This window comes from Rhodobacter sp. CZR27 (genome assembly GCF_002407205.1).
Lineage (GTDB): Bacteria > Pseudomonadota > Alphaproteobacteria > Rhodobacterales > Rhodobacteraceae > Cereibacter_A.
The window spans coordinates 818,051-841,684 of record NZ_CP023548.1; the positions used below are offsets into that span (position 1 = coordinate 818,051).

At 69.3% G+C, this 23,634-nt stretch carries 19 protein-coding genes and 1 riboswitch; of the genes, 14 read left to right on the forward strand and 5 right to left on the reverse strand.

Going from position 1 to position 23,634, the window contains the following annotated elements:
- The first annotated feature begins 76 nt into the window (after nucleotides 1–76).
- The 3 genes from CK951_RS04195 to CK951_RS04205 are packed head-to-tail and all read left to right on the forward strand — an operon-like array spanning nucleotide 77 to nucleotide 2,075.
- Entirely contained in the window at nucleotides 77–562 is a 486-nt protein-coding gene (locus CK951_RS04195) for a GNAT family N-acetyltransferase (RefSeq protein WP_096784959.1), read from the forward strand.
- A gap of 41 nt (nucleotides 563–603) precedes the next feature.
- Nucleotides 604–1,368, forward strand: a complete 765-nt coding sequence (locus tag CK951_RS04200) for an EcsC family protein (protein ID WP_096784960.1) — start codon at nucleotides 604–606, stop codon at nucleotides 1,366–1,368.
- 11 nt (nucleotides 1,369–1,379) lie between these two features.
- Complete coding sequence (locus CK951_RS04205; RefSeq protein WP_096784961.1) at nucleotides 1,380–2,075, forward strand: glutathione S-transferase family protein; 696 nt, start codon at nucleotides 1,380–1,382, stop codon at nucleotides 2,073–2,075.
- Between the two features lie 49 nt (nucleotides 2,076–2,124).
- Here CK951_RS04205 and CK951_RS04210 read toward each other — a convergent pair whose 3' ends face one another.
- From CK951_RS04210 to ftsY, 3 genes are read right to left on the reverse strand one after another with little or no spacing between them, the layout of a single operon-like run.
- Nucleotides 2,125–2,727 carry an inner membrane-spanning protein YciB gene (locus CK951_RS04210; protein ID WP_096784962.1) on the reverse strand — a complete coding sequence of 201 codons (603 nt, stop codon included), beginning with the start codon at nucleotides 2,725–2,727 and terminating at the stop codon, nucleotides 2,125–2,127.
- Between the two features lie 11 nt (nucleotides 2,728–2,738).
- Entirely contained in the window at nucleotides 2,739–3,644 is a 906-nt protein-coding gene (locus CK951_RS04215; protein ID WP_096784963.1) for a DMT family transporter, read from the reverse strand.
- Between the two features lie 46 nt (nucleotides 3,645–3,690).
- Nucleotides 3,691–5,016, reverse strand: a complete 1,326-nt coding sequence (gene ftsY / locus CK951_RS04220; RefSeq protein ID WP_096784964.1) for a signal recognition particle-docking protein FtsY — start codon at nucleotides 5,014–5,016, stop codon at nucleotides 3,691–3,693.
- Nucleotides 5,017–5,342: 326 nt separating this feature from the next.
- Between ftsY and CK951_RS04225 the strand changes: the two genes are divergently transcribed.
- The gene (locus tag CK951_RS04225) at nucleotides 5,343–5,735 is read left to right on the forward strand and encodes a hypothetical protein (protein WP_096784965.1); all 393 of its coding nucleotides are present in this window, start codon (nucleotides 5,343–5,345) and stop codon (nucleotides 5,733–5,735) included.
- Nucleotides 5,736–5,739: 4 nt separating this feature from the next.
- Here the strand turns inward: CK951_RS04225 and xseA are convergent, their stop codons facing one another.
- On the reverse strand, nucleotides 5,740–7,299 hold the full coding sequence (xseA, locus tag CK951_RS04230) for an exodeoxyribonuclease VII large subunit (RefSeq protein ID WP_096784966.1): 1,560 nt from the start codon (nucleotides 7,297–7,299) through the stop codon (nucleotides 5,740–5,742).
- Nucleotides 7,300–7,416: 117 nt separating this feature from the next.
- Between xseA and purD the strand changes: the two genes are divergently transcribed.
- The 7 genes from purD to CK951_RS04265 all read left to right on the forward strand — a co-directional run bounded on the left by purD (nucleotide 7,417) and on the right by CK951_RS04265 (nucleotide 17,899).
- Complete coding sequence (purD, locus tag CK951_RS04235; protein WP_096784967.1) at nucleotides 7,417–8,679, forward strand: phosphoribosylamine--glycine ligase; 1,263 nt, start codon at nucleotides 7,417–7,419, stop codon at nucleotides 8,677–8,679.
- A gap of 177 nt (nucleotides 8,680–8,856) precedes the next feature.
- Nucleotides 8,857–10,116, forward strand: a complete 1,260-nt coding sequence (locus tag CK951_RS04240) for an aspartate kinase (protein ID WP_096784968.1) — start codon at nucleotides 8,857–8,859, stop codon at nucleotides 10,114–10,116.
- 24 nt (nucleotides 10,117–10,140) lie between these two features.
- On the forward strand, nucleotides 10,141–12,384 hold the full coding sequence (gene ptsP / locus CK951_RS04245; protein ID WP_096784969.1) for a phosphoenolpyruvate--protein phosphotransferase: 2,244 nt from the start codon (nucleotides 10,141–10,143) through the stop codon (nucleotides 12,382–12,384).
- A 35-nt stretch (nucleotides 12,385–12,419) separates the two neighbouring features.
- Nucleotides 12,420–12,497, forward strand: a riboswitch (SAM riboswitch).
- Nucleotides 12,498–12,548: 51 nt separating this feature from the next.
- Nucleotides 12,549–13,727, forward strand: a complete 1,179-nt coding sequence (gene metZ / locus CK951_RS04250; protein WP_096784970.1) for an O-succinylhomoserine sulfhydrylase — start codon at nucleotides 12,549–12,551, stop codon at nucleotides 13,725–13,727.
- Nucleotides 13,728–13,821: 94 nt separating this feature from the next.
- Nucleotides 13,822–14,901 carry a GTP cyclohydrolase FolE2 gene (folE2, locus tag CK951_RS04255; protein WP_096784971.1) on the forward strand — a complete coding sequence of 360 codons (1,080 nt, stop codon included), beginning with the start codon at nucleotides 13,822–13,824 and terminating at the stop codon, nucleotides 14,899–14,901.
- Between the two features lie 59 nt (nucleotides 14,902–14,960).
- The gene (locus CK951_RS04260; protein ID WP_096787158.1) at nucleotides 14,961–16,409 is read left to right on the forward strand and encodes a TrkH family potassium uptake protein; all 1,449 of its coding nucleotides are present in this window, start codon (nucleotides 14,961–14,963) and stop codon (nucleotides 16,407–16,409) included.
- A gap of 41 nt (nucleotides 16,410–16,450) precedes the next feature.
- On the forward strand, nucleotides 16,451–17,899 hold the full coding sequence (locus CK951_RS04265; protein WP_096784972.1) for a TrkH family potassium uptake protein: 1,449 nt from the start codon (nucleotides 16,451–16,453) through the stop codon (nucleotides 17,897–17,899).
- Between the two features lie 129 nt (nucleotides 17,900–18,028).
- Here CK951_RS04265 and CK951_RS04270 read toward each other — a convergent pair whose 3' ends face one another.
- Nucleotides 18,029–19,816, reverse strand: coding sequence for a serine protease (locus tag CK951_RS04270; protein WP_232520677.1), 1,788 nt, complete (start codon nucleotides 19,814–19,816; stop codon nucleotides 18,029–18,031).
- Nucleotides 19,817–19,972: 156 nt separating this feature from the next.
- Between CK951_RS04270 and CK951_RS04275 the strand changes: the two genes are divergently transcribed.
- The 3 genes from CK951_RS04275 to glyS are packed head-to-tail and all read left to right on the forward strand — an operon-like array spanning nucleotide 19,973 to nucleotide 23,612.
- Nucleotides 19,973–20,896, forward strand: coding sequence for a glycine--tRNA ligase subunit alpha (locus CK951_RS04275; RefSeq protein WP_096784974.1), 924 nt, complete (start codon nucleotides 19,973–19,975; stop codon nucleotides 20,894–20,896).
- On the forward strand, nucleotides 20,893–21,363 hold the full coding sequence (locus tag CK951_RS04280) for a DUF6446 family protein (protein WP_096784975.1): 471 nt from the start codon (nucleotides 20,893–20,895) through the stop codon (nucleotides 21,361–21,363). Before CK951_RS04275 ends, CK951_RS04280 begins: the two co-directional genes overlap by 4 nt.
- The gene (glyS, locus tag CK951_RS04285; protein WP_096784976.1) at nucleotides 21,363–23,612 is read left to right on the forward strand and encodes a glycine--tRNA ligase subunit beta; all 2,250 of its coding nucleotides are present in this window, start codon (nucleotides 21,363–21,365) and stop codon (nucleotides 23,610–23,612) included. Before CK951_RS04280 ends, glyS begins: the two co-directional genes overlap by 1 nt.
- Nucleotides 23,613–23,634 lie beyond the last annotated feature (22 nt).

Consider the following 23,634-nt stretch of genomic DNA (forward strand, 5'->3'; position numbering starts at 1 on the left):
CCTTTCAGGTTTGATCCCGTTCTGCCTGCGTGTTACGGGCCTTTCCAGCCGATTCCGGCCAAGGGGGACAGGGCGCGTGTATCGCCTCGAGCAGGAAACCGATGCGGACTGGTGGGAGGTCGAGGCGCTTTACGACCTCTGCTTCGCACCGGGCCGCACCGCGCTTTCCTCCTACCGGCTGCGCGACGGGGTGCCGAAGGTGGCCGATCTCTGCGCCATCCTGCGCGACGAGGACGGAACGCTTGCCGCCGCGATCCGCTACTGGCCGGTCGAGGTGGCGGGGAAGCCCGTGCTGCTGCTCGGACCCGTCGCCGTCCACCCGACCCGGCAGGGCGAGGGGCTGGGCGCGCTTCTCATGACCGAGACGCTGGCCGAGGCGCGCAAGATCGGCTGGGAGCGCGTGATGCTGGTGGGCGACGCGCCCTATTACCGCCGCTTCGGCTTCCGCAAGCTCGATCATGTGGTGATGCCGCCGCCCACGAACCCCGAGCGGGTGCTGGGCCTTCCGCTGGTGGCGGGGGCCTGGGACGGGGTCGAGGGGCCGGTGACCCGGGCCGGCTGAGACCATTGCCGAAGGGCAGGGGCCACCCTACCTCTTGCCCCATGACCGCAAAAGCCAACCTGCCTTCCACTCTGCGCAGCCCCGAGGCCGAGATTGCCGCGCTGGCGCTGCGTTTCGACCGGGCGAACGGCCCGATCATCGCGCTGATGAACCGCCTCGGCGGATCGGTCGAGGAGCGTCTGGCGCTTCTGCCGAGGCCGGTGCTGCGGCAGATCGAGATGGTGACGCGCCGCGCGCTGGAACAGAGCCACCGCCTTGCTGCCGCCGGCCGTGCGGCGCCCTCGCTCGGCCGCCGCGCGACGCCGGCGCTGGTCGCGCTGACCGGGGCCGCGGGCGGGGCGGGGGGCCTCGCGACGTCCGTCGGGGAGCTTCCGGTCACCATCACCGTCATCATGCATGCGATCCGTCAGGCCGCCGAGGCCGAGGGCTTCGACCCCGACGATCCGGCGATCCGCGTCGAATGCCTGCGCATCTTCGGAGCCGGCAGCCCGCTGTCGCAGGACGACGGCGTGAACACGAGCTTCATCGGCGCCCGCCTCGCCATGAGCGGCGCGGCAATGAGCCGGATCATCGCCTCGGTCGCGCCGCGGCTGGCCGCCGTGCTGGGGCAGAAGCTGATGGCGCAGGCGGTGCCGGTGCTGGGCGCCGTGGCGGGCGCCACGCTGAACGCGGCCTATCTCAGTTATTACCGCGAGATTGCCGAGATCCGCTTTGCGCTGCTGCGCCTTGCCCAGACCCATGGCGCCGAACGCGTGCTGGCCGAGTTCCAGGCGGCCGTCACGCCCATCCCGCTGCGCCGCGCCTGAAGGAGACACCCATGATCGAGCTTTACTACTGGCCCACGCCGAACGGCTGGAAGATCACCATCGCGCTGGAAGAAATGGGCCTGCCCTACGAGATCCGCCTCGTGAACATCAACGCGGGCGACCAGTTCGATCCCGACTTCCTGAAAATCGCGCCGAACAACCGGATGCCGGCGATCGTGGATCCCGAGGGGCCGGACGGCGAGCCGATCTCGATCTTCGAATCCGGGGCGATCCTGCAGTATCTGGCGCGCAAGACCGGCCAGCTCTGCGGCCCGACCGAGCGCGACCGGATCGCGGTGGACCAGTGGCTCATGTGGCAGATGGGCGGCGTCGGCCCCATGGCGGGGCAGGCGCACCACTTCCTGAAATACGCGCCGCAGATGGACCCGCCGCAGGTGCTGCCCTATGCGCAGGACCGCTATCGCCGCGAGGTGGGCAGGCTTTACGGCGTGCTAGACCGGCAGCTTCGGGGGCGCGAGTTCGTCGCGGGCGACTTCCTCTCCATCGCCGACTGCGCGATCTGGCCCTGGGCGCAGGGCTGGGAGGCGCAGCAGCAGACGCTGGAGGACAAGCCCGACTTCGCCCGCTGGCTGAAGGCCCTGGCCGAACGCCCCGCCTTCATCCGCGGCAAGGCGGTGGCCGAGGAGATGCGCAATTCCGGCCCGCTGGACAGGAAGGCAGTGGAGATCCTCTACGGCCGGAAGTAGGCCGGCCGCGTGACCCCGGCCTTCCGCCCTCGGCGGGCAGTGCGGTTAGTCAGGCCCCGTCCTTCCGCTCGTAGCCATAGCGCTTGAAGACGCCGCCCTGCGCCATGAAGAAGGCGAAGATCGCCAGCGGCAGGCCGAAGGTCTTGAAGTTCACCCAGGCGTCGGTGCTCATCGTGCGCCACACGGCCTCGTTCGCGACGGCAAGGGCGAAGAAGAAGGCGGTTACGCGGCGGGTCAGGATCATCCAGCCTTCGGGCTGCATCGGGATCGTCTCTTCCAGCACGATCTTCAGCCAGCTCTGTCCGCGCAGGAGGCCCAGCCCCAGCAGCCCGCCGAACAGCAGGTAGATCATGGTGGGCTTCATCTTGAAGAAGCGCTCGTCGTTCAGCCAGACCGAGAGGCCGCCGAACACCACCACCAGAACAACGGTCGCGACCTGCATCCGCGACAGCTTGCCCGTCAGCCACCACAGAAGCCCGGTCGAGATCACCATCAGCGGGATGAAGGCTGCCGTGACGACGATGAAGCCGGTGTAGTCGGTGCCACCCAGGGTGAACACCTGGTCCTTCAGCTTCACATAGCCGAGGAAGAAGGCTGCAATCGGCCCCCACTCCAGCGCCGCCTTTACCACGGGATTGATCCGTCCTGCCATTGCACGTCCTCTCATGCGGCCTGAACCAGTATGGCGCCGAGGGCGATCAGGCCCATCAGCAGTATCTTCGCGGGCCCCGACCGCTCGCCCAGCACCAGCCAGCCGATGGCGGCGGCAAAGAGCGTCGAGGTCTCGCGCAGCGAGGCGACCTCGGCCACCTTGCCGAGCCGGGTGCCGAGCATCACCCCGCCGAAGCTGACGAAGGCGATCAGCGCCCCGATGAAGCCGCGAGCGGCGAGCGCCCCGGCCGCTTCGGGCATCTGCCGCGCCCTGATCAGCCTGTAGCCCAGCATCAGCGGGAAATCGAGCGAGGTCATCAGGAAGAACCACGCGAGGAAGGTGAAGGGGTCGGGCATCAGCCGGATCGCCCACGCGTCATAGGTCGTGTAGACCGCAACCAGCAGCCCGCCCGCAAAGGCCCAGATCAGGCCCGCACGCAGCGCCGCCCGCGCCGGCACCGCCGCGCCCCCGAAGTTCAGCCGCGCGAGCATCAGGATTGCGCCCGACAGCACCGCCACGCCGAACCATTGCAGCGGCACGTAATGCTCGCCGAGGAACGCGGCTGCGAAGACCAGCGTGGCAAGTGGCCCGACGCCGCGCACGACCGGGTAGACCACGGTATAGGCCGCCTGCGAATAGGCCCGCGCCATGGCGATCTTGTAGGCGAGGTGGATGGCGATCACCCCCACCATCACCAGCCACTCGAAGCCTTGCGGCCACGGCACGACGAAGAGCGCCACGGGTGCCGACAGCAGCACCATGAAGGCATCCATCGCCCCGCGGGCAAGCCAGGGGTCGTGCCGGCCCTTCTGCAATGCGCCGAAGCAGGCATGGGCGAGCGCCGAGGTCAGGGCCAGCAGGATGGCGAGCCGGGCTCCGGCCTCGGTGCCCTCGAGCGAGATGATCCAGTCGGTCATGTCAGGTGAGGGTCGGCCTGCGCGAGCGGGCTCCGGTCGGAAGCGGTCAGTCGTCGAGCCCCATCAGGGCGCGGGCGAAGTCGTCGGGGTCGAAGGGCGCGAGGTCGTCGATCTGCTCGCCCACGCCGATGGCATGGATCGGCAGGCCGAAGCGGTCCGCCAGCGCCACCAGCACGCCGCCCTTCGCGGTGCCGTCGAGCTTGGTCATCACGAGGCCCGAGACATCGGCCAGCTTGCGGAAGATCTCGACCTGATTGAGCGCGTTCTGCCCCGTCGTCGCATCCAGCACCAGCAGCGTGTTGTGCGGCGCGTCGGGGTCCTTCTTGCGGATCACCCGGACGATCTTGGAGAGTTCCTCCATCAGGTCGGCGCGGTTCTGCAGCCGGCCCGCCGTGTCGATCATCAGAAGGTCGGCGCGGTCGGCCTGCGCCTTCGTCATGGCGTCGAAGGCCAGCGAGGCGGGGTCCGATCCTTCCGGCGCCGTCAGCACCGGCACGCCGGCGCGCTTGCCCCAGACCTGCAGCTGCTCGACGGCCGCCGCGCGGAAGGTGTCGCCTGCGGCGATCACCACCGACTTGCCGGCGGCGCGGAACTGCGAGGCGAGCTTGCCGATGGTCGTGGTCTTGCCCGAGCCGTTCACGCCCACCACCAGCACCACCTGCGGCCGCGACGGATAGATCGGCATCGGCCGGGCCACGGGTTCGAGGATGCGCGCGATCTCGGTCGCCAACGCCTGCTTGATCTCGCGCGAGGATACCCGGCGGCCAAAGCGGCCCTCGGCGATGTTCGCGGTGACGCGCAGCGCGGTCTCGACGCCCATGTCGGCCTGGATCAGCACCTCCTCGAGGCTTTCGAGCATGGCGTCGTCGAGGACGCGGCGCGGCTCCTCGGTCTGGCCGAACATGCGGCCGAAGAAGCCGGGGCGGGCAGGTTCCGGCTCGGGCTCAGCCTCAGGGCGAGGGCGCGCGGCATCGGCACGGGGCGCCGGCGCGGGCTCGACCCGCGGCAGCGGCGCGGGTTCCGCGGGCGGGGCCATGGGGGCAGCCTTCGCTGCGGGTTCGACACGGGGCGGGGGAGGCGCCTCGACCCTTGCGGGCTCGGGCGTCGGCGCCGGTTCCTGCCGGGCAGCGGGGGCGACCGGCGGGGCCGGCGTTTCGGGGGCTGCCGGCGGCGCGGGCACCGGACGTTCTGCTTCGGGCTGCCGGGGCGCCAGCGGCTGACCAAGGATCAGCGGCTCGGGCCGGGGAGCCGCCGGTTCGGGCGCGGGGGCGGTCTCGGGCGCTTCGCCCTCGCTGACAAGTGCGTCCAGCTCGTCCGACAGACGGTCGGAGGAGCGGAACATCTTTTCCCGCATCTTCTTGAAGAACGACATGGGCTCGCGCCTCCCGTATCCCTTCGGCCCCTGACACCTAGTCGCTTCGGCGGCGCGAGGGAAGGGGCAAGGCGGACGCAGCCGGATGCGCGGGAAGCCGTTGCGGACCCGCCTTGCCCTCGGGCAGGATCGTGGCCTGCGGAGGCCGGCCCTGCGGTGATGGGCGGCGGTCCGCACGCAGGTCGGCCGCGCCTTCTCGACCAAAGCAGCAGTCAACCGGGCCGAGCGCGCCCCGCACCCGGTCAGCCAAGCTGGCGCAGCCGTGACTGGCCAAGCCGGCGATGCTCTGTCAGTCTGGTCCGATCCGACACCAGCCGGAGTGGACGATGCGCAGGTTCTGGCCAGTTGCCTTCATGCTCGCGCTGCCCGCCCATGCGGGAGAGCCGATGAGCGCCGCGGAATTCGACGCCTATTCGGTGGGCAAGACGCTCTCCTATGCCGTGGGCGGCGAGATCTACGGCGCCGAGCAGTACCTTCCCCACCGCCGCGTGATCTGGGCCTTCCGCGGGCAGGAATGTGCCGAGGGGTCCTGGTACGAGGCCGGCGGGCAGATCTGCTTCGTCTACGAACACGACAGCACGCCGCAGTGCTGGACCTTCTTTCGCGAGGAGGACGGGCTTCGGGCGCAGTTCCAGGGCGATCCCGACGCCACCGAACTGTCCGAGGTCGCGCAGAGCCGGAACCCGCTGGTCTGCGCGGGGCCCGACGTCGGCGTCTGACGCCTCAGAGCAGGCTGCCCTGCGCCGGCGGCGTGTCGGCCTTCCTGCGGCCCTTCCGGGGCGAGAGCGTCAGGCGGCCGTCCTGGAACTGGATCTCCAGCGCGGCGGCGCGTTCGGCCTCGGCGCGGGTGGTCACCACCTGTCCGTCGCCGCGCACCACGGCATAGCCGCGGGCCAGCGTGCGCTCGTAGCCCAGCGTGACGTGCAGCCGATCGAGCGCCTGCAGCCGGTCGGCAAGGCGGCGCAGTCGCAGGCCGGGCGCCTCGTCCAGCCGCTGGCCGAGCGAGCCGAGCAGGCTGCGGTCGCGCTCTGCCGCGCGCCCGGCATCGGCCAGCGCCCGGGCGAAGGCGGGGGCCAGCCGGGCCGCCGCAGCTGCGAGCCGGTCCGACCGGCGCTCGCCCCGCCGCGCGAAGCAGCTTTCAAGGCTGTGCGCGCGATCCGCCAGCCGGTCCTTCTGGCGCGCCACCAGATCGGCCAGCAGCCGCGGGCGCAGATGGGCGCCCAGCGGATCGAGCCGCGCGCGTCGGGCGGCGATGCTCTGGCCGAGCGCGCCCCCGAGCCGAGCGGCCCAGAGGTCGAAGCGCTGGCTGGCGCCGGCCGTCAGACTGTCGAGCCGCGGCAGCGCCCGCGAGAGGTCGCGCAGCCGCTGGTCGCGCCGGCCGATCGCATGGGCGGCGCAGCGCGACAGCCGCGCGCCCTGTCCGTCGACCGTCGCCAGCAGGTCGAGCCGCACCGGCACCGCCATCTCGGCCGCAGCCGTCGGGGTCGGCGCACGCCGGTCGGCTGCATGGTCGATCAGCGTCGTGTCGGTCTCGTGCCCCACGGCCGAGATCAGCGGAATGGCGCTTTCGGCGGCGGCGCGGACGACGATCTCCTCGTTGAAGCCCCACAGGTCCTCGAGACTGCCGCCGCCGCGCGCCACGATCAGCAGGTCGGGGCGGGGGATCGGCCCCTCTTCCGGCAGGGCGTTGAAGCCGCGGATGGCGGCCGCCACTTCGGGGGCGCATTTCTCGCCCTGCACGGCGACCGGCCAGATCAGCACATGGCTCGGGAAGCGGTCGCGCAGCCGGTGCAGGATGTCGCGGATCACGGCACCCGAGGGCGAGGTGACGACGCCGATCACGCGCGGCAGGAACGGCAGGGGCCGCTTGCGGGCCGCGTCGAACAGCCCCTCGGCCGCCAGCGCCGCGCGCCGCTTTTCCAGCATCGCCATCAGCGCGCCCGCGCCGGCGGGGGCCATGTCCTCGACGATGATCTGGTATTTCGACTGGCCGGGGAAGGTCGTCATGCGGCCGGTGGCCACGACCTCCATCCCTTCCTCGGGCCGGACCGAGAGGCGCCCCGCCTGACCCTTCCAGCAGATCGCCGCGATCACCGCGCGGTCGTCCTTCAGGTCGAAGTAGAGGTGCCCCGAGGCCGGGCGCGACACCCGCCCGATCTCGCCGCGCACACGGACGAGACCGAATTCGCCCTCGATCACCCGCTTCACCGCGCCGGAAAGTTCCGAGACGGTGTATTCCGGCGTGTTGCGGGCGGGGGCGGGATCTTCGAACAGGTCGGACATGGCGCCTTTCTGCCCGAGGGCCGCCGGGCTGGCAAGCGCCGGGCCAGCCCCGGGCGAGTTCTTGTCCGCGGCCGCCGCTCGGATTAGGAAGCGGCACCAACGGATACAGGAGCGCGCATGAACATCCTCATTCTCGGCGGCGGCGGGCGGGAACATGCGCTGGCCTGGGCGATCAAGCAGAACCCGAAATGCGACCGGCTGATCGTGGCGCCGGGCAACGCGGGGATCGCGCAGGTCGCGGAATGCGCCTGCCTCGACATCCTCGACGGGGCGGCGGTGGTCGCATTCTGCGAGGAGAACTCGGTCGATTTCGTCGTGGTCGGCCCCGAGGCGCCGCTGGCGGCAGGCGTGGCCGATGCGACGCGCGCGGCGGGGATCCTCACCTTCGGCCCGTCGCAAGCGGCGGCGAAGCTCGAGGCCTCGAAGGGCTTCACCAAGGAGATCTGCGACGCCTGCGGCGCGCCGACGGCGGGCTATGCGCGCTTCGCGGACGCCGAGGCGGCGAAGGCGCATGTCCGCACGAAGGGCGCACCCATCGTCGTGAAGGCCGACGGTCTGGCCGCCGGCAAGGGCGTCGTGGTCGCCATGACCGAGGCCGAGGCGCTGGCCGCCATCGACGACATGTTCGGCGGAACCTTCGGCGAGGCCGGCGCCGAGGTCGTGATCGAGGAGTTCATGACCGGCGAGGAGGCGAGCTTCTTCGTCCTGACCGATGGCCGGACCGTGCTGCCCATCGGCACCGCGCAGGACCACAAGCGCGCCTTCGACGGCGACGAGGGGCCGAACACAGGCGGCATGGGCGCCTATTCCCCCGCGCCGGTGCTGACGGCCGCGGTGCAGCGGCAGGCGCTGGACGAGATCGTGAAGCCCACCATCGCCGAGATGGCGCGCCGCGGCACGCCCTATGCGGGCGTCCTCTACGCCGGGCTGATGATCGAGGACGGCCGGGCGCGGCTGGTGGAATACAACGTCCGCTTCGGCGATCCCGAATGCCAGGTGCTGATGCTGCGGCTGGGCGCGCAGGCGCTCGACCTGCTGCTGGCCTGCGCGGAAGGGCGGCTGGACGAGGTTCAGGTGAACTGGGCCGAGGATCATGCCCTGACCGTGGTGCTGGCGGCGCAGGGCTATCCGGGCAGCTACGTCAAGGGCACCGAGATCCGCGGACTCCAGGCGCTGCCCGAGACCAGCCGGCAGATGGTATTCCATGCCGGCACGCAGGCCGACAATGGCCGGATCCTCGCCACCGGCGGGCGGGTGCTGAACGTGACCGCCCGCGGCGCGACGCTGGCCGAGGCGCAGGCGGCGGCCTATGCGATGGTCGACGCGATCGACTGGCCCGAGGGGTTCTGCCGGCGCGACATCGGCTGGCGCGCGCTCTGAGCGGCGGGCAGCCCGCCGCCCGCGCTCCGAAGTCTGAGGCGGCTCGCCGGTATCTGTCGCCCGCCGCGCCGCCTGCGTCCGGAAGAAGCCCGCAAGCCCCGCGCGGGCCCTTGCCCTTCCCCGCGCCCGCGCATAAGAAGCGCCGGATTCCGGGGTCTGGCAGCAGGGGTTATCGCCATGCCGCTTCTTGTCATGAAATTCGGCGGCACGTCGGTTGCCGATCTCGCGCGCATCAGGAATGCCGCCGAGAAGGTCAAGCGCGAGGTGGAGCGGGGCTATGACGTCATCGTCATCGTCTCGGCCATGTCGGGCAAGACCAACGAACTCGTGGGCTGGGTCGAGCAGACCTCGCCGCTGTTCGACGCGCGTGAATACGATGCGGTGGTCTCGTCCGGCGAGAACGTCACCGCCGGCCTGATGGCGCTGACGCTGCAGGAGATGGAGGTTCCCGCCCGCAGCTGGCAGGGCTGGCAGGTGCCGATCAAGACCACCTCGCAGCACTCCGCCGCGCGCTTCATCGAGATCCCGCGCGAGCATCTCGACGCGAAATTCGCCGAGGGCTTCAAGGTCGCCGTGGTCGCGGGCTTCCAGGGCGTGAGCCCCGAGGGGCGCATCACCACGCTGGGCCGTGGCGGCTCGGACACCACGGCCGTCGCCTTCGCCGCGGCCTTCGATGCGGAACGCTGCGACATCTACACCGATGTGGACGGCGTCTATACCACCGATCCGCGCATCGCCTCGAAGGCGCGGAAACTGCCGAAGATCGCCTACGAGGAGATGCTGGAACTCGCCTCGCTGGGCGCGAAGGTTCTGCAGACCCGTTCGGTCGAACTGGCGATGCGCTACAAGGTGAAGCTGCGGGTGCTGTCCTCCTTCGAGGACACCGACGAGACCTCGGGAACCCTGGTCTGCGACGAGGAGGAAATCATGGAATCGAAAGTCGTCTCTGGCGTCGCCTATTCGCGCGACGAAGCGAAAATGACCCTCGTCACCGTCGAGGACCGCCCCGGCGTGGCCGCGGCGATCTTCGGCCCGCTGGCCGAGGCCGGGGTGAACGTGGACATGATCGTGCAGAACATCTCGGAAAAGGACTACGGCGGGCACGTCGGCTCTGTCACCGACATGACCTTCTCCTGCCCGATCAACCAGGTCGCCCGCGCGAAGAAGGCGCTGGAGGATGCCCGCGCCGCCGGCACGATCAAGTATGACGACCTCGTGGTCGATACCGAGGTGGCGAAGGTCTCGGTCGTGGGCATCGGGATGCGCAGCCATGCGGGCGTCGCCGCCACCATGTTCGATGCCCTCGCGGCGGAGAACGTGAACATCAAGGTGATTGCAACCTCCGAGATCAAGATTTCGGTGCTGATCGACCGGAAATATATGGAACTCGCCGTGCAGGCGCTCCATGATGCCTTCGCATTGGAGACGGCCAACTGAGGCCGGCATTGGCGCCGGGGGGTCATGCCTGAACGCAGCGAAAGCGAAAGTCGCAAGCTTCTCAGGCGGTTGCGCGACAGTCTGGCCCTGTCCGGGAAAGGGCAGGACCGGCTGGACCGTATCACTTCGCTCATCGCGGACTCGATGCGGACCGAGGTCTGCTCGATCTACCTGTTCCGCGATACCGAGACGCTTGAACTCTGCGCCACGCAGGGCCTGAAGCCCGAGGCGGTGCACAAGACCCGGCTGAAGCTGGGCGAGGGGCTCGTCGGCCGCGTCGCCCGCACCGCCACGCCGATCAACACCGGCAATGCCCCGTCCGAGCGCGGATTCCGCTTCATGCCCGAGACCGGCGAGGAGGTGTTCTCGTCGTTCCTCGGCGTGCCGATCCAGCGGGTGGGCGAGAAGCTGGGGGTCCTCGTCGTGCAGTCGCGCGAGGCGCGGGAATATTCCGAGGACGAGGTCTATGCCCTCGAGGTGGTCGCCATGGTTCTGGCGGAGATGGCGGAACTCGGCGTCTTCATCGGCGAGGGCGAGGCGCTGTCGGCCAAGCATACCCAGCCGGTGCTGTTCCGCGGCGGGACCGCGCAGGAGGGCGCGGCCGAGGGCCATGTCTGGCTGCACGAGGCGCGCGTCGTGGTGACCAATCCGGTCGCAGACGACCCGGCGCTGGAACTGCACCGCATCCGCAACGCGGTCGCGCAGCTCCGCGTGTCGGTGGACGACCTGCTGTCGGCGGCGACGCTCGACAAGGAGCAGCGGCAGGTGCTGGAGGCCTACCGCCTGTTCGCCCATTCCCGCGGCTGGCTGCGGCGGATGGAAGAGGACATCATGGCCGGCCTTTCGGCCGAAGCCGCGGTGCAGAAGGAGCAGTCGGCCGCCCGCGCCCGTCTGGAGCAGGTGCCCGATGCCTATCTGCGCGACCGCCTGCACGACCTTGACGACCTGTCGCACCGGCTGCTGCGCATCCTGACCGGGCAGGGCAAGGACACTGGCGCAGAGATGCCCGAGAACCCGGTTCTGGTGGCGCGCAACATCGGGCCGGCGGAGCTGCTGGACTACGGCCGCAAGCTGCGCGGCGTCGTGCTCGAGGAAGGCTCGGTCGGCTCGCATGCCGCGATCGTGGCGCGGGCGCTGGCGATCCCGCTGGTGATCCATGCCGACCGCATCACGACCGAGGCCCTGAACGGCGATCACATCATGGTGGATGGCGACAACGGCATTGTCCACCTGCGCCCCGAGGCGACGGTGGCCGCGGCCTTTCGGGACAAGATGGCGATGCAGGCCAAGGCGCAGGAGCGTTATGCCTCGCTACGGAGCCTGCCGGCGCAGTCGCGCTGCGGCACGGTCACCGGGCTGATGATGAACGCGGGCCTGATGGCCGACCTGCCCAGCCTTGACAGTTCGGGCGCGGAAGGGGTTGGCCTCTTCCGGACCGAGTTGCAGTTCCTGATCCGCAACCAGATGCCGAAGCGTGACGAACTCGCGCGGCTCTATGCCCGCGTCATGGATGCGGCGCGCGGGCATCGGGTGGTGTTCCGCACGCTCGACATCGGCTCGGACAAGGTGCTGCCCTATCTCAAGCCGCAGGACGAGCCGAACCCGGCGATGGGCTGGCGCGCGATCCGGGTGGGCCTCGACAAGCCGGGCGTGCTGCGCATGCAGTTGCAGGCGCTGATCCGGGCGGCGGCGGGGCGCGATCTCTGCATCATGTTCCCCTTCGTCTCCGAGCATCACGAATTCATGATGGCGCGCAGCCACCTGCTGCGCGAACTGCACCGCGAGCGCAGCCTCGGCCATCCGGTGCCGGTGAACATCTCCGTCGGTACGATGCTGGAAACCCCCAGCCTCGCCTATGCGCCGCGCGCCTTCTTCGAGACGACCGACTTCGTCTCGATCGGCGGCAACGACCTCAAGCAGTTCTTCTTCGCCGCCGACCGCGAGAACGAGCGGGTGCGCCGGCGCTACGACGTGCTGAACGTGAGCTTCCTGAGCTTCATCGAGCACATCGTCGCCCGCTGCGCCGAGACCGGGACGCCGCTGTCCTTCTGCGGCGAGGATGCCGGCCGGCCGGTCGAGGCGCTGTGCTTCGCCGCCATGGGCGTGCGGGCGCTGTCGATGCGCCCGGCCTCGATCGGGCCGGTCAAGGCGCTGCTGCGCCGCGTGGACCTGACCGAGGCCCGCGGCGTGATCGAGATGGCCCGCCTTTCGGGGGCCGAGACGGTGCGCCCCGCCATCCTCGAATGGCTGGCGACCCAGGTCGATTGATCGGCTTGTTGACCTTGGGGCACGACCGGAGTATGGGGCGGCCTCGTGGTGCTTTGTTGCCGGATTGCGGGCCACGTTAAAGAAACCGCTAAAGAGGCGAGGGCCAGTGGCCCCCGTGCTCTTCGGCATGGGGGCTTTTTGCTGTCGCGAAGGACGCATCGGGTATGACGAAGGACTGGAAGACACGGACGCAGCTTGTCCATGCGGGCAGCCGGAGAAGCCAGTATGGCGAGATGGCCGAGGCGATCTTCCTGACCCAGGGCTTCGTCTATGGCTCGGCCGAGCAGGCCGAGGCGCGCTTCATCGAGACCGGCGCCGACGAGTTCATCTATGCCCGCTACGGCAACCCCACCACGCGCATGTTCGAGGACCGCATCGCCGCCGTCGAGGGCACCGAGGACGCCTTTGCCACCGCCTCCGGGATGGCGGCCGTCAACGGGGTGCTGACCTCGATCGTGCGGGCGGGCGACCATCTGGTCGCCGCGCGCGCGCTCTTCGGGTCCTGCATCTACATCCTCGAGGAGGTTCTGGGCCGCTTCGGGGTCGAGGTGACCTTCGTCGACGGCACCGACCTCGACCAGTGGCGCGCGGCGGTGCGGCCGGGCACCAAGGCCGTGTTCTTCGAATCCGTCTCGAACCCGACGCTGGAGATCCCCGACATCGAAGCCATCGCCGAAATCGCCCATGCGGTCGGCGCGCTCGTGGTGGTGGACAATGTCTTCGCGACACCCGTCTTCTCGACGGCGGTGGCGCAGGGCGCGGACGTCGTGATCTATTCGGCGACCAAGCACATCGACGGGCAGGGCAGGGCGCTGGGGGGCGTCGTCTGCGGCACGCAGCACTTCATCCGCAAGGTGCTGGAACCCTACATGAAGCACACCGGCGGCTCGATCAGCCCGTTCAACGCCTGGCTGATGCTGAACGGCATGGCGACGCTCGACCTGCGCTGCCGCGCGATGGCCGACAGCGCCGAGCGGATCGCCCGCGCGCTCGAGGGCGACGCGCGGCTGCGCGTGATCCATCCCGCGCTCGAAAGCCATCCGCAGCACGAACTGGCCAAGACCCAGCTGAAGCGTCCGGGCACCATGCTGGCGCTGGATCTGGCGGGCGGGAAGGAAGCGGCCTTCCGCTTCCTCAACGCGCTGAAGATCGTGAAGATCTCGAACAACCTTGGCGATGCGAAGTCGATCGCGACGCATCCGGCGACGACCACGCACCAGCGGCTGACCGACGAGCAGAAGGCGCATCTCGGCATCACGCCTGGGCTGATCCGGCTGTCGGTCGGGCTGGAAGACGCCGAGGATCTGATCGCGGATCTGAAGGCGGCGCTGGATGTGATCTGAAATCTTCCCTCTCGCGTATCCGGATTGACTGTTGGGGATAGGGTCGGGAGCCGCTATATCGGGTCCTGACCCGCAAGTGACGAGGGGGAGCGAGATGAACATCCTGACGCCCGTGGCCGAGCGCCTGCCAAGCCGCGAGGAAGCCGAGGAGGCCCTTGCCGTTCTGCGGCGCTGGGCCAGGCACACGCCGACGGCCGAGGTGACGCAACTCTCGCCGGAGGTTCCGTCGCTGGTCTATCCCGACCTGAACCGCAGCTATCCGCGCACCTTCACGGTGGACGAGGCCTACAAGGCGTCGCTGCCCGACCTGCAGAACGGGCCCTCCAGCCTGATCGTCGGCGCGAAGGCGGTGATCCAGCATGTCGGGATCTCGAACTTCCGCCTGCCGATCCGCTACCACACGCGCGACAACGGCGACCTGACGCTTGAGACCTCGGTCACCGGCACGGTGAGCCTCGAGGCCGAGAAGAAGGGCATCAACATGAGCCGCATCATGCGCTCGTTCTATGCCCATGCCGAGCGCAGCTTCAGCTTCGGCGTGATCGAGCACGCGCTGGAGGATTACAAGCGCGACCTCGGCAGCTTCGATGCCCGCATCCAGATGCGCTTCTCCTTCCCGGTGAAGGTGCCGTCGCTGCGCTCGGGGCTGGTGGGCTGGCAGTATTACGACATCGCGCTGGAACTGGTGGACAAGGGCGGGGTGCGCAAGAAGATCATGCATCTCGATTTCGTCTATTCTTCGACCTGCCCGTGCTCGCTGGAACTGTCCGAGCATGCCCGGCGCGAGCGGGGGCAGCTGGCCACGCCGCATTCGCAGCGGTCGGTGGCGCGGATCTCGGTCGAGGTGCTGCCGGGCAAGTGCCTGTGGTTCGAGGATCTGATCGAGCTTGCCCGCGCGGCGGTGCCGACCGAGACGCAGGTGATGGTCAAGCGCGAGGACGAACAGGCCTTCGCCGAGTTGAACGCCGCGAATCCGATCTTCGTCGAGGATGCGGCGCGCAGCTTCTGCCAGGCGTTGCAGGGCGATCCGCGCATCGGCGACTTCCGCGTGGTGGCGAGCCATCAGGAAAGCCTGCACTCGCATGATGCGGTGTCGGTGCTGACGGAAGGGGCGACCTTCGCGGCCGACAGCCTTGATCCGCGGCTTTTCGCCAGCCTCTACCACACCGGCTGAGGCCGGCGACGGGCCGGCGCTTGACAGCGGCGCGGGGCGCGGGCACCGCTGCGCGCATCATGCTGGACCTGCGCCCCGTCGGATTCGTCATCGGCCTTCTCATCGCGGCGCTGGGTGCGACCATGCTCGTGCCAGCCGTGCTGGATCTGTATCTGGCCGACGGCAACGGGCTTGCGATATTCGAGGCCGCCTTCCTGTCCATGCTTGCGGGCGGCGCGGTCTCGCTGTCCTGCGCCAACGCGCCCTCGCGGCAGCTGAACATCCGGCAGGCCTTCGTTCTGACGGCGGCGATCTGGTTCGCCATGCCGGCCTTCGGCAGCCTGCCACTGATCCTGGGCGAGCCCGACCTCAGCTTCACCGACGCGATGTTCGAGGCCGTTTCGGGCATCACCACCACCGGGTCCACCGTGATCGTCGGACTGGACAACCTGCCGGCCGGGACAAACCTGTGGCGGGGGATGCTGAACTGGCTCGGCGGCCTCGGCATCGCGTTCATCGCCATGATCTTCCTGCCGGTCATGCGGGTGGGGGGCATGCAGTTCTTCCGCACCGAGGGCTTCGACACGCTGGGCAAGGTCCTGCCGCGGGCAAGCGACATCGCCCGGGCGCTGCTCGCCGTCTACTCGGGGCTGACCGCCCTGTGCATCGCGACCTATGGCATCCTCGGGATGGAGCCGCTCGATGCCGTCGTGAACGGCGTCGCCACCATCGCGACCGGGGGCTTCTCGCCCGCCGACGCCTCGTTCGGCAAGTATCCGGGGGCCGGCGAATATGCCGGGGCGGTCTTCATGATCCTCGGCGCGATGCCCTACATCCGGTTCGTGCAGCTCGTGCGCGGCTCGCCGGGGCCGATTCTTGCCGACAGCCAGATCCGCGCCATGCTGCGCTGGATGGCCTATGCGGTGGGCCTCGTGACCGCCTGGCGGGTGGCGACCTCGGACCAGGATCTCGAATCCGCCTTCCGCGAGGCCACCTTCAACCTCGTGTCGGTCTTCACCGGCACCGGCTTCTTCTCGGGCAGCTTCGCCAACTGGGGCGCCTTTGCCATGGTCATCGCCTTCTGCGTCGGCATGATCGGCGGCTGCTCCTCGTCGAGTTCCGGCGCGCTAAGCGTGTTCCGCGTGCAGGTCGTGCTGAACGCGATCCGGGTGCAGATCGAGCGGATCGGCATGCCCGACCGCATGGTTTCCGTCCGATACGAGGGCCGGAGGGTCGAGGACGACGTGATGAACGCCCTCATCCTCTATGTCACCGGCTACATCCTTGCCATCGGCATGCTCAGCGTCGCGGTGACGCTGACGGGGGTGGACCCGACCTCGGCGCTCTTCTCCGTCTGGACCTCGATCGGCAACATCGGCTACGGCTACGGGCCGCTGGTCGCGCCGACCGGAACCTTCATCGACTTTCCTGATACGGCGAAGTGGCTCCTGATCCTGACCATGCTCATGGGCCGGCTGGCGCTTCTGGCGCTGGTGGTGCTGATCCTGCCGCGGTTCTGGCGACAGTAGGGGCGCTTGACAGTTCCCGGGCGTCCCGCCAAGCCTGCCGCATGATCGACCCGCGGCCCGTCGGATACATCATCGGTCTTCTCGCGGCCACGCTGGGCGTCATCATGCTGGTGCCGCTGACGCTGGACTATGCGGTGGGCGACCCGCACTGGATGGCCTTCGCCGAAAGCGCGGTGATTTCGATCGTGGCGGGCGGGATGCTGGCGCTGGCCTGCGCGAATGCGACGGGCCGGGGCCTGTCGATGCAGCAGAGCTTCCTGCTGACCACCGGCGTCTGGCTGATTCTGCCGGTTTTCGGCGCGCTGCCCTTCATGCTGGGCCGGCCGGATGCGACCTTCACCGACGCGGTCTTCGAGGCCATGTCGGGCATGACCACCACCGGCACGACGGTCTTCGTCGGGCTGGACGCGCTGCCCATGGGCACGAACCTCTGGCGCGGCATCCTGCAGTGGCTGGGCGGCCTCGGGATCGTCATCGTGGCGATGATCTTCCTGCCGGTGATGAAGGTCGGCGGGATGCAGTTCTTCCGGTCCGAAGGCTTCGACACGCTGGGCAAGATCCTGCCGCGCGCGCTCGACATCTCGGCGGCGCTGATCCAGATCTACCTCGTGCTCACGCTGGCCTGCGTGTTCACCTATCTCGCTCTCGGCCTGCCGGTGTTCGAGGCGGTGGTCCATGCGCTCACCACCGTCTCGACCGGCGGTTTCTCCAGCTCCGACCGGTCCTTCGCGCTGTTCCAGGGCCCGGCGGAATATGCCTGCGCCGTCTTCATGGTGCTGGCCGCGCTGCCCTTCGTCCGCTTCGTGCAGGTGGCGCAGGGCGATCTCCTGCCGCTGTGGCGCGACCCGCAGGTGCGCGCCTACCTGCGCTGGAACGCCTATGCCATCGGGCTGATCGTGGCCTACGAGATCGTCCACCGCGGGGCGCCGCTGGGGCCGACGCTGCGCGAGACGACCTTCAACGTGGTCTCGACCTTCACCGGGACCGGGCTGACCAGCGTGGATCTGAACGTCTGGGGCACCTTTCCCTTCGTGATGCTGATCGTGATCGGGCTGATCGGCGGCTGCACCTCATCGACCACCTGTTCGGTCAAGGTGTTCCGCTACCTGATCCTGATCGAGGCGATCAAGGTGCAGATCCGCCGCCTGCAGAGCCCGAACGCGCTGATCTTCGTCGATTACGAGGGCCGTCGGGTGAGTCAGGACGTCATCAACTCGGTGATCCTGTTCTTCACCATGTTCATCCTGACCTTCGGGGTTCTGTCGGTGCTGCTGTCGCTGACCGGGCTGCAGACGAAGACGGCCGTCACCGCCGCCTGGACCGCCATCGCCAATGTCGGGCCGGTCTTCGGACCCGAGGTCAGCGCGACCGGCGCGGTCGACGGCTTCTCCGATTCGGCGAAGTGGCTGATGATCCTCGGCATGCTGCTCGGCCGGCTGGAGCTGCTGTCGGTCTATGTGCTGCTGCTGCGCCGGTTCTGGCGGGGCTGAGAGGCGTCTGCCATCCCGCCGAGGCGCCGGTTCCTGCGGGGCGCGCGCCGACGTGCCCCGGTTGCCTGTCGGGCGTGATCCCGCGGGACCGCCGCGGTAGCCCGGACCCCGCGGATCCGGGCCGGCCGGTCACTCCCAGCAGGAGACGAGCGCCGTCATCCCGTCGCCGATCCGCACCAGATCCTCGGGGGCGAGCGCGCCGCCGCCCTCGGCCGTGCGGGGCTGAAGCCCGGCCTGCGACAGCCGGGCGGCGAGGGCCTCGGCCCCGACGGCGAAGGCCACGTCGGCCGGCAGCTGCCGCGTTCCGTCCGTCTTCGGCACCAGCATCCCGAGCACGCCGCCCGTCGCATCCAGCACGGGGCCGCCGGCATCGCCCGGCCGCGTCGCCAGCCGCAGCTGGCGCAGGTCCGGCTCGCCCTCAAGCCCCGTCGCCGCATCGAGCGCGCCGAAGGTCAGGGTCGGCGCCGGAAGCCGGTCCTCGTAGGGGTAGCCCGCGACGGCGACCGGCTCGCCGGGCCGCGGCGCCTCGGTCCGGAACGCGGCCGTCACCCGTGGTGCGAGCGGTGTCCGCGGTTTCACGACCGCAAGGCCGAGTGCGGCGTCGGTCAGCGTCACCTCGGCCTCGATGTCGCGGTCAAGCGTGACCCGCCCGCAGCCCGAGACCGCCTCGGCCACCGTCAGCACGGTGCCCCGCGCATCGATGAACAGGCCCGAGCGCGAGTGGGCAGGGCGCCGCACCTCGAGACCGGCCAGCATCCCCCGCCGCTGCTCTTCCGACAGCGCCACCAGACCCGGATCGAGGGCACGCTCGCCAAAGGGCCGGAAGCTCGACTGCATCGCGGTCAGCACCCGCGCCATGCGCTCGTCATCCTCGGGGTTCCAGACCAGCATGTAGCCCTTGATCAGCCCGCCCTTCAGCTCGGCATGGGTGTAGCTGGCGACCGTGGCCGAGCGGCCCTCGATGGTGAAGGAGCTGTCGCGCCGCTCGCGCGTGCCTTCCAGCGGGACGATCTCGAGCGTCTGCAGGATGTCGTAGAGGCCAAAGAGCGTGCCCTGGTCGCCCGGCTCGCTGATCAGGATGACCTGCACGCCCGAGTCGTCCTTCGCCGTGAAATGCACGAAGGGCGGCTCGTAGCGGTCGAACTGCACCAGCGAGGTCGGCAGCGCGATGCGGATGCCGGCCTGCTCCTCGGTGACGGTGGAAAGGCCCAGTTCCGCCTGCGCCTTCGAGAAGCTGTCGATCAGCCGTTCGCGCTGGCGCGCGGTCAGGATGCCGGTCGGCTCCTCGCCCTGGGCCCCCTGCCAGGCCGCCATCGAGGCGCGCGTGCCGGGGCCGAAGGCGCCGTCGATCGCCGAGGTGTAGAAGCCGAACCACTGCAGCGCCGACTGGATCTGCAGCCGCTCGTCCAGCACGAGCAGCGCCTCGGACCGGCGCGCCTCCTCCGGCGTTTCGTCCGGCAGCGCGGGCTGGACGGGGGCGGGGGCCGGCAGTGGGGTCTGCGCCGCCGGCTCCTCGGTGACCGTTTCGGGGCCGGGCACGGCCAGCGCCTCGGTGTCCGGCGTGGGCAGCGCGAGCGCCGCCGCCGCCTCGCCCGGTGCGACGAAGGGCTCGCGGAAGTTGCGCCCATCGGCGATGAAGCTGTCGGACGGGATCAGGCCCGCGCCCAGCAGGTCGTCGAGCCGCAGGCGGGCGGCCTCGGGGGCATAGGGCCCCAGCACGATGCCATACCAGCCCGAGGCGAGCCGGTAGCCCGAGACGTCGGGAAAGGCGCGGGCATAGGCGCGGGCGCGCTCGGCGGCCTCGGCCTGGGTGGGGCGAGCCTCGATCTGCACCCAGACCTCGGCCTGGGCCTGTTCCTGCGGCCAGGCCGGAGCCGCCGCCGGAAGCGCCGCGCCCAGCCAGAGAAGAAAGATCATCTGCCTCATCATGTGCCTTCCCGCCTCGCTTGCCGGCTGCGGAGACCCGCGCCACGCCCGCGGGAGGCCCGTCAAATCCGGTCCGCTCCGCCGCCGCCGATTGACCCTTGCCCGCCTCTTGCCTATGGAGAGGGCGCTTTGCAAGAGGGCCAGCACATGACCGGCAAACCCGTTCCCCCCCGCAGCTTTCAGGAGATCGTCCTCCGCCTGATGACCTACTGGGGCGGCAAGGGCTGTGCCGTGCTGCAACCCTACGACATGGAAGTGGGGGCGGGAACCTTCCACCCGGCCACGACGCTCCGCGCGCTGGGCTCGCGGCCCTGGGCTGCGGCCTATGTCCAGCCCTCGCGCCGCCCGACCGACGGGCGCTATGGCGAGAACCCGAACCGCCTGCAGCACTATTACCAGTATCAGGTGCTGATCAAACCCTCGCCGCCGGACCTGCAGAAGCTCTATCTCGGCTCGCTCGAGGCGATCGGGATCGACATGGACCTGCACGACATCCGCTTCGTCGAGGATGACTGGGAAAGCCCGACGCTCGGCGCCTGGGGCCTGGGCTGGGAGGTCTGGTGCGACGGCATGGAAGTCAGCCAGTTCACCTATTTCCAGCAGGTCGGCGGCCACGACTGCAAGCCGGTCTCGGGCGAGCTGACCTACGGGCTCGAGCGGCTGGCGATGTATGTGCTGGGCATCGACCACGTCATGGACATGCCGTTCAACGATCCCGCGAGCCCGACGCCGCTGACCTACGGCGACGTGTTCCGCCAGACGGAACAGGAATACTCGCGCTGGAACTTCGATCAGGCCGATACCGAGATGCTCCTGCAGCATTTCCGGGACGCCGAGGCCGAATGCGAGCGCATCCTGTCGGCCCCCGAGGCCGACAAGGCCGGCCGGCGGATCGTCATGGCGCATCCCGCCTACGACCAGTGCATCAAGGCCAGCCACCTCTTCAACCTGCTCGACGCCCGCGGCGTGATCTCGGTGACCGAGCGGCAGGCCTATATCGGCCGCGTCCGCGCGCTGGCCAAGCGCTGCGCCGACGCTTTCGTGACGACCGAGGCGGGGGCGGCTGCGTGAATGGCAAGCTTCTCGCAGGTGGCATCGTGCTGACCGCCCTGATCGCCGGAGCCGCGGTCTGGTGGGCGCAGATCCATGCCTTCTACGAGGACGCAGCCTTCAAGCCCGGCGAGGAGATCCGCCTGACCCCGATCCTCGGCAAGGTGCCCGAGGTCATCATCGCCGACGAGGTGAGGGGCATCGACGCGACATCGTCTCCGCTGCGCTTCCGCGCCTGCTTCACCACGCCCCTCAGTCAGGCGATGCTGACCGAGACCTACCGCGTCTATCCGAAGCCCACGCCGCTCACCGCGCCGCCGTGGTTCGACTGCTTCGATGCGAAGGCGATCGACACCGCCCTGCGCCGCGGCGAGGCCATCGCCTTCCTGTCGGAACATGACATCGCCCCCGGGGTGGATCGCGTCGTCGCGGTCTTTCCCGACGGCCACGCCTATGCGTGGCACCAGTTGAACGCCGAGGAACAGTAATGCCCGACCTGCTGATCGAACTCTTCTCGGAGGAAATCCCCGCCCGCATGCAGGCCCGCGCGCGCGAGGACCTGAAGAAGCTCGTGACCGATGGACTGGTCGAGGCCGGCCTGACCTATGCCTCGGCAGGGGCTTTCTCGACCCCGCGGCGGCTGGTGCTGACGGTGCAGGGGCTGACGGCGGAAAGCCCGACCCTGCGCGAGGAGCGCAAGGGGCCGAAGGCCGATGCGCCCGCGGCCGCCATCGAGGGCTTCCTGCGCTCGACCGGCCTGACCCGTGACCAGCTGGAGGAGCGCGCCGACAAGAAGGGCGCGGTGCTCTTCGCCGTGGTGGAAAGGCCCGGCCGCCCGGCCGCCGAGATCGTCGCCGAGGTGCTGGAGCGCACGATCCGCACCTTCCCCTGGCCCAAGTCGATGCGCTGGGGCGCGGGGTCCTTGCGCTGGGTGCGTCCGCTTCACTCGATCCTGTGCCTGCTCTCGGACGAGGGCGGCGCGCAGGTCGTGCCGGTGACGGTCGATCACCTGACCTCGGGCAACACGACCGAGGGCCACCGCTTCATGGCGCCGTTCCGCTTTGCCGTGACGGGCTTCGACGACTATGCCGCCAAGCTGAAGCGCGCCTTCGTGATGCTGGATGCCGCCGAGCGCGAGCAGGCGATCTGGCACGACGCCACGACCCGGGCCTTCGCGCAGGGGCTGGAGGTCGTTCCCGATCCGGGGCTGCTCTCGGAGGTCGCGGGACTGGTGGAATGGCCGGTGGTGCTGATGGGCACGATCGGCGAGGAATTCCTCGGCCTGCCGCCCGAGGTGCTGCAGACCTCAATGCGCGAGCATCAGAAGTTCTTCTCGATCAGGAACCCCGCCACCGGCCGGATCGAGAAGTTCGTGACCGTGGCGAACCGCGAGACCGCCGACCACGGCGCCACGATCCTGAAGGGCAACGCCAAGGTGCTCTCGGCGCGCCTGTCCGACGCGCGGTTCTTCTGGGAGAACGACCGCCGCACGGTGGACACCGTCGGCATGAAGGGCATGGCCGAGGGTCTTCGCCACGTCACCTTCCACAACAAGCTCGGCAGCCAGTGGGACCGCATCCAGCGCATCGAGGCTCTGGCGCGCGAGATCGCGCCGCTGGTCGGCGCTTCCCCCGACCTTGCCGCCGAAGCCGCGCGGGTGGCCAAGGCCGACCTGCAATCCGCGATGGTGGGCGAGTTCCCCGAGTTGCAAGGCACGATGGGCACCTACTACGCCCGCGCAGCGGGCCTGCCCGAGGCAGTGGCGCTGGCCTGCAAGGCCCACTACCAGCCGCTCGGACCCTCCGACGAGGTGCCCACCGATCCGGTCGCGGTCGCCGTGGCGCTGGCCGACAAGATCGACACGCTGACCGGGTTCTGGTGGATTGACGAGAAGCCCACGGGCAGCAAAGACCCCTTCGCTCTCCGCCGTGCTGCGCTTGGCGTGATCCGGCTGGTCCTCGCGACGAACGCCCGTTTGCCGCTTCTCGAGCTTTTCCTGGTTGGATACGAGCCCTTCAATTGGGTTCTCACTAGAGAACTCGTTCATGATGAAGATGCTTGGAAAGAAGAGTCGGCACGCTGGCTGGGAATAACTGTTGAGGAGGCCGAACGTCTTCGGTCTCGTCTTCAGGAACAGCAGCGACAACGTGGCCAGCGCGGTGGCAACCTGTCCGACGTCTGCATTGGCTTTAACAACCTTGTTCATCCGGGCGCCGACCTCCTCTCCTTCTTCCACGACCGCCTCAAGGTCCACCTGCGCGAGCAGGGGATCCGGCATGACGTGATCGACGCCTGCCTTGCCATGCCGGGGAATGACGACCTCACGCTGCTGGTGAAGCGGGCCGAGGCGCTGTCGGCCTTCCTCAAGACCGACGATGGCACCAACCTCCTGCAGGGCTTCAAGCGGGCGAACAACATCCTCGCGCAGGCCGAGGAGAAGGATGGCGTCGAATATTCCTTCGGCGCCGACCCGAAATTTGCCGAGACCGACGAGGAACGCGCGCTCTTCGCCGCGCTGGAGCGCGCCGAGGCCGCCATCGCCCCCGCCATGCAGGCCGAGGATTTCGCCGCCGCCATGGCCGCCATGGCTGCGCTGCGGGCCCCGATCGACGCCTTCTTCACCGCGGTGCAGGTGAATGCCGACAATCCGGTGCTGCGCCGCAACCGGCTGAACATGCTGCACTCGATCCGCGCCATCTGCGCAAGGGTCGCGGATCTGACCCGGGTGGAGGGGTGACCCTCCGCCTTTCCGGCAGCGT

Excerpts from the sequence above, each read along its gene's own strand:
- CK951_RS04200 (WP_096784960.1), top strand. The coding sequence starts at position 604 with ATGACCGCAAAAGCCAACCTGCCTTCCACTCTGCGCAGCCCCGAGGCC.
- CK951_RS04205 (WP_096784961.1), top strand. The coding sequence starts at position 1,380 with ATGATCGAGCTTTACTACTGGCCCACGCCGAACGGCTGGAAGATCACC.
- CK951_RS04210 (WP_096784962.1), bottom strand. The coding sequence starts at position 2,727 with ATGGCAGGACGGATCAATCCCGTGGTAAAGGCGGCGCTGGAGTGGGGG.
- CK951_RS04215 (WP_096784963.1), bottom strand. The coding sequence starts at position 3,644 with ATGACCGACTGGATCATCTCGCTCGAGGGCACCGAGGCCGGAGCCCGG.
- ftsY (WP_096784964.1), bottom strand. The coding sequence starts at position 5,016 with ATGTCGTTCTTCAAGAAGATGCGGGAAAAGATGTTCCGCTCCTCCGAC.
- CK951_RS04225 (WP_096784965.1), top strand. The coding sequence starts at position 5,343 with ATGCGCAGGTTCTGGCCAGTTGCCTTCATGCTCGCGCTGCCCGCCCAT.
- xseA (WP_096784966.1), bottom strand. The coding sequence starts at position 7,299 with ATGTCCGACCTGTTCGAAGATCCCGCCCCCGCCCGCAACACGCCGGAA.
- purD (WP_096784967.1), top strand. The coding sequence starts at position 7,417 with ATGAACATCCTCATTCTCGGCGGCGGCGGGCGGGAACATGCGCTGGCC.
- CK951_RS04240 (WP_096784968.1), top strand. The coding sequence starts at position 8,857 with ATGCCGCTTCTTGTCATGAAATTCGGCGGCACGTCGGTTGCCGATCTC.
- ptsP (WP_096784969.1), top strand. The coding sequence starts at position 10,141 with ATGCCTGAACGCAGCGAAAGCGAAAGTCGCAAGCTTCTCAGGCGGTTG.
- metZ (WP_096784970.1), top strand. The coding sequence starts at position 12,549 with ATGACGAAGGACTGGAAGACACGGACGCAGCTTGTCCATGCGGGCAGC.
- folE2 (WP_096784971.1), top strand. The coding sequence starts at position 13,822 with ATGAACATCCTGACGCCCGTGGCCGAGCGCCTGCCAAGCCGCGAGGAA.
- CK951_RS04260 (WP_096787158.1), top strand. The coding sequence starts at position 14,961 with ATGCTGGACCTGCGCCCCGTCGGATTCGTCATCGGCCTTCTCATCGCG.
- CK951_RS04265 (WP_096784972.1), top strand. The coding sequence starts at position 16,451 with ATGATCGACCCGCGGCCCGTCGGATACATCATCGGTCTTCTCGCGGCC.
- CK951_RS04270 (WP_232520677.1), bottom strand. The coding sequence starts at position 19,816 with ATGATCTTTCTTCTCTGGCTGGGCGCGGCGCTTCCGGCGGCGGCTCCG.
- CK951_RS04275 (WP_096784974.1), top strand. The coding sequence starts at position 19,973 with ATGACCGGCAAACCCGTTCCCCCCCGCAGCTTTCAGGAGATCGTCCTC.
- glyS (WP_096784976.1), top strand. The coding sequence starts at position 21,363 with ATGCCCGACCTGCTGATCGAACTCTTCTCGGAGGAAATCCCCGCCCGC.